We start from the raw sequence: 4,770 nt of genomic DNA on the forward strand, positions 1-4,770 counted from the left end.
GCTCCTCCACGTCGGCAGCCTCGCCGCCACACCCGCCACCCGACGCGCGGATCAGCCCCACACCCCCGGCACCACCGACGGAGCCGCCCAAGCCATGGCCCCGCTCAACGCCAACATCGCCGAGCTGCGCCGCCTCGGCGGACTCCCCCCAGCACCCGAAGAATCCAGCCCGCACGGCCACTGAACCCCGCCGCCATGAGGTTGACCCCGAATCCCGGACAGGTGGTTGTTTGGTCAGGCGGCTTGGAGGGCCGTCTGGTCGGCCTGTCGGGCCAGGTGGTGTTCGTACTGTAGTGGGCTGAGGTAGCCGATGCTGGAGTGGCGTCGGCGGGCGTTGTACCAGGCGTCGATCCAGGTGTAGGCGCCGCGGCGGGCGGCGCCGATCGTGGCGAACACGTGCCGGTGGTAGTACTCGTTCTTGAACGTTGACCAGAACGATTCGGCGGCCGCGTTATCCCAGCACACCCCGGTGCGTCCCATGGAGCGGAGCAGGTCCAGCTCGCCGCACAGGTCGGCCAGCTGCTGGCTGGTGTACTGGCAGCCCCTATCGGCGTGGAAGATGACTTTGCCGGGCAACTCGCCGCGTAGGGCGACGGCCTGGCGGAGCGCATCCTCGACCAGGTCGGCCCTGAGGTGGTCGCGACGGTGCGGCCCAGGACCCGGCGGGTGTGGCCGTCACGGACGGTGCACAGGTAGGCCCAGCCCTCACCGGTGGCCAGGTAGGTGATGTCGGAGAACCAGGCGGCATCGCGGCGGCCTTGGTCGAACCGGCGCTTGACCAGGTCGGGTGCCGGGTCGGGGTTCGGGCCGGGCACCGTGGTCGGGGGATGCCAGGTACGCGGGCTGATCCCGGCTATCTCGGCTTGCCGCATGCATTTCGCGACCGTCTTGACCGACACCGTCTCCCCGGCGTCGCGCAGGTCGTGCAGGATCCTCGGCGCCCCGTAGGTGCCATCAGAGGCCTTGTGGAACTCCACGATCTTGCTGGTCAGCTCAGCCCGCCGTTGCTCGGCCCGGGTACGCCCGGCCGCTTGGCGCCGACACCATTCGAAGTAGCGGCGCCGATCAACCTTGAGCAGCCGGCACATCCGGCTGATCGTGTAGTTCGCCTTCTCCGCGTCGATCACCTCGAAGCACTCCTGCCGGGAGTGTTCTTCGCTGCGAAGAAGGCTGCGGCTTTTCCCAGGAACTCGTTGTCCAACCGCAGCTCGGTGTTCTCCCGCCGCAGCCGCTCCAACTCGGCCCGCTCCGAGGCGTCCAGCGGCGCCTCCGGTGGGGCACCGATCCGGTCGCGCTCCTGCTGGACCCAGCGGCCCAACAGCTGCGCACCCACGTTGATCTCGCCGGCGACCGTTGCGATCGTCCGGTCGGTGTCGATCACCAGATGCGCGGCCTCCCGCCGATACTCCGGCGTGTACGTCCTTCTCTTCCTCGTCGATCCCATCGAGGACATCCTCTCCGGCGGTCCCCGACAAGGGAACCCGCCAAGACGGTGTCCGGGTTACGGGGTCAACCTCACGTGGGTCATCGGATGAGAAAGATGAGGATGGCCAGGCTCGCGGCGGCTGCGGTGAAGTACAGCGCGGCGATCTTGCCGCTGGGCTTGGTGTGACCGGTGGCGTAGCGGTTGTAGAGGGTTTGCAGCCGGGCTCGGAGGCGGTCTTGGTAGAGCAGGCCGATGATCAGGACCGCGAGGGTCGGCAGGGCGTAGATCGCGGTGTAGCCGATCAGCACGGGCACCGCGGTCTCGGGGCCGATGCCGGTGTCGATGAGGCGTTCGACGGCCAGGAACATCGGGAACGCGTTAGGGATGTCGCTGATCGTGGCGACCAGACCGAGCGGAAGCGCGGTCCAGGCGTTCACCCAGGACGGCAGCCCGTACCCGCGCCGGGGGCGCGCGGTGAACCGGCGGACGCCGAGAACGATGAAGACCACCGTGATGATCGTGAACAGGATGCGACGCAGCCACAGCGTCAACCCGTCCAGCCAGGTCTCGGCGGCGTTGAGCCCGAAGTAGAGCAGCAGCGTGAAGGTCCCGAACGTCACGAACGCCCCGACCGCGTACGCCCACCCGGTGGCCGCGGGCCGCTTGGCGGCCAGCAGGATCACCACGACGATCCAGATCGTGGAGACGTTGACCGAGTCCAGCAACGCCAAGCCCACCAGGGTGAGCAGCAGCCCCACAGTCACCGCGGATCACGTGCGCCGCCCCCGCCGGATGTGCCGGGTGCACTGGGGGTCTCGGTCGTGTAGGCGAGGGTGGTGAGGTGGTTCGCGATCCTGGCCCGCATAGAGGGGTGCAGGGGTGTGGTGAGGGACTCGATGAGCCAGAGCCCGTCGGCGGCCAGGCGGGCGATGAGCTGGCTCAACTCACCCGGGGAGATGTCTGCATGCTCGGGCAGTGGCGGGGTCCACCGGGCCAGGACCCCGTTCCAGGGGGCGTGCATGGCGGGGTCGTTGACGGTTTCGAGCATCAGCAACAACTCGGCCCGGGTCGCGCTGTGGGTCGCGACCTGGGCGTAGGCGGCCAGACGCTCAGCATCACTGGCCCGTTCGGCGGGTTTGCCCGCGGCCTCGGTGAGAGCGGTCTCCCACTGTTCGGCGAGGTGCTCGTGCAGCGCCTGCAGCATGACCTCGCGGGTGCCGAAGTGATACAGCAGCCCGCCTTTGGTCATGCCCGCGGCCTCGGCCACGGCCTCGAAGGTCACCGCGGTGACCCCGCCGGCCTCGATCACCCCCAGGGCCGCATCGAGGATCTCGGTCCGCTTGCTGGGACGCATAGCCTCTGCCTCCACTCCCGCCCGGTCAGTGGTTGCCCGAGAAGGCCTGCGACTGAGTCCCCGGCCCGTGGTGGCGCAGCAACCGTCCGGTGACCGCGGCCCCGACCGCCAGGACCACGGCGAGGATGATCATCGTGACCAAGAACCCGGTGTCGAAGGCACTGCTCGCCGCCTCGATGATCGCCCGGTCCCCGCCCGCTGTCGCCAGCGCATCCGACAGGCTCTCGTGCGCACCCTCCGGCGCGCCGGCCGGGAGCCGCACGGTGGTGGTGTAAACGAAGGTGAGCAGGCTGCCCAACAACGCGACAGCGGTCAGGGACCCGAACTCATACGACACCTCCTCGACCGAGGACGCCATCCCGGCACGGCGGGCGGGCACATTGCCCACAATCGCGGTCGAGGCCACCGACATCGCCCCACCCAGCCCGGCGCCGGTAACCAGCAGCCCGGCAACCAACACACCGAACACGTCGGCCTGCACACCGATGAGCACCACGACCACCCCGAGCGAGGCGACCGCAAGGCCCCCGGCGATCAACGGCAGCAGGCCGATCCTGTGCAGGAACGCCCCGCCCAACAGCGCGGTGGGCAGCGACCCGATCGCGACCGCCGCGACCAGCAGCCCGGCCTCCAGGGGGGTGAAACCCTCCACAAGCTGATACCGCTGGGTCGTGACCAGCTGGGACCCGCCGATCGCGAACATCGAGAACGCCGCCGCCAGCACCCCGGCGCTGAACGCGGGATTGCGGAAGATCGAGAACTCCAGCAGCGGCTGCTCCAAGCCCCGCTGACGGCGGACGAACAGCACCGACCCGACCACCGCGGCCACCAAGCCCGCACCAACGATCACCCAGTTCTGCGGGGAATGCGCGAGCTCCTTGATGAAGAACACCGCACCCACCAGCGCGACCATCGCCTGCAACGACGACACCAGGTCCCACCTCTTGGACGGGTCGGGGTCGTTGGGCGGTGCGATCAGCACCGCCGCGATCAACGCGGCGATCACCACGGGCACGTTGATCAGGAACACCGAGCCCCACCAGAAGTGCTCCAGCAGCACCCCGCCCACGATCGGGCCCAGCGCCGCACCCACCACCGCAAGGCTCCCCCACACCGCGATCGCGAAATTGCGCTCACGCTCAACCTCGAACGAGACCCGGATCAGCGCCAGCGTGGCCGGCATCATCGCCGCCGCGCCCACCGCCAGCACCGCACGCGCCGCGATCAGCAGACCCGCCGACGGCGCGAACGCCGCCCCCAACGACGCCACCCCGAACACCACCAGACCGATCAAAAACATCCGCCGGTGCCCGATCCGGTCCCCCAGCGTGCCCGAGCCCAGCAACAGGCCCGCCATCACCACCGGATAGGCGTTGATGATCCACAAGCTCTGCGACCCCGACGCCCCCAACTCCTCGGTCAACGTCGGCAACGCCGTGTACAGGATCGAGTTGTCCAGAGTGATCAACAGCAGCCCCGCCGCCACCGTCACCAGCAGACCCCACCGCTGCCGCTTGCTCAAACTCACGTCATCACACCTTTCCGGAACCGAACTATCACCACCCGTAACTATACCATACGTACGGTACAGTTACGACTGGTGATAGGTGGCCGGGCTCCACACCAGCCTTGAACGCACAACCCGGACCCTCAGAAAGACACCGAAGCGGACAGCGCGCACGCTCCCCGAAGACTGGCCTGAGCATCACCACGACCAGATCGACGCCTTCCGGAAGTCGCATGCGCAATCACACCCAGAGTTGATCGCTGCAACCACCCACTGGCCTACGGCCAATGCAACCATCCGCACCACGATCCTCACCACCCTGACCACCACCGCCCCGTGGCTGGTCCGCCACTTGGTTGAGGCCCTCCTCGCCCTCGACCCCACCGACGACGAGCGGGCCCAGGCCCGCACCGCCATCCTCACCACCCTGACCACCAACCCGGAGATGGTCCGCGACTTGGTTGCTGCCCTCCCCGCCCTCGA

At 68.5% G+C, this 4,770-nt stretch carries 5 protein-coding genes and 1 pseudogene; 2 read left to right on the forward strand and 4 right to left on the reverse strand.

Features of this window, described 5'->3' with window-relative positions:
- The coding region (locus IFY26_RS17420; RefSeq protein WP_232550275.1) for a hypothetical protein at positions 1-184 on the forward strand (184 nt) is incomplete at its 5' end.
- Between the two features lie 50 nt (positions 185-234).
- Here the strand turns inward: IFY26_RS17420 and IFY26_RS18435 are convergent.
- The 4 genes and pseudogenes from IFY26_RS18435 to IFY26_RS17445 all read right to left on the reverse strand — a co-directional run bounded on the left by IFY26_RS18435 (position 235) and on the right by IFY26_RS17445 (position 4,308).
- Positions 235-1,453, reverse strand: a pseudogene (locus IFY26_RS18435) (IS3 family transposase).
- 71 nt (positions 1,454-1,524) lie between these two features.
- On the reverse strand, positions 1,525-2,190 hold the full coding sequence (locus tag IFY26_RS17435; RefSeq protein ID WP_232550278.1) for a GAP family protein: 666 nt from the start codon (positions 2,188-2,190) through the stop codon (positions 1,525-1,527).
- On the reverse strand, positions 2,187-2,780 hold the full coding sequence (locus tag IFY26_RS17440) for a TetR/AcrR family transcriptional regulator (protein WP_232550279.1): 594 nt from the start codon (positions 2,778-2,780) through the stop codon (positions 2,187-2,189). Before IFY26_RS17440 ends, IFY26_RS17435 begins: the two co-directional genes overlap by 4 nt.
- 25 nt (positions 2,781-2,805) lie before the next feature.
- On the reverse strand, positions 2,806-4,308 hold the full coding sequence (locus IFY26_RS17445) for an MFS transporter (RefSeq protein WP_232550280.1): 1,503 nt from the start codon (positions 4,306-4,308) through the stop codon (positions 2,806-2,808).
- Positions 4,309-4,540: 232 nt separating this feature from the next.
- On the opposite strand from IFY26_RS17445, the gene IFY26_RS17450 reads away from it, so the two are divergent.
- The coding region (locus IFY26_RS17450) for a hypothetical protein (RefSeq protein WP_232550281.1) at positions 4,541-4,770 on the forward strand (230 nt) is incomplete at its 3' end.

It is taken from the genome of Propioniciclava soli, from assembly GCF_014858005.1.
Classification (GTDB): Bacteria; Actinomycetota; Actinomycetes; order Propionibacteriales; family Propionibacteriaceae; genus Propioniciclava; species Propioniciclava soli.

Bases quoted from the DNA above. Each gene is read 5' to 3' on its own strand.
- IFY26_RS17440 (WP_232550279.1), bottom strand. From the start codon at position 2,780: ATGCGTCCCAGCAAGCGGACCGAGATCCTCGATGCGGCCCTGGGGGTG.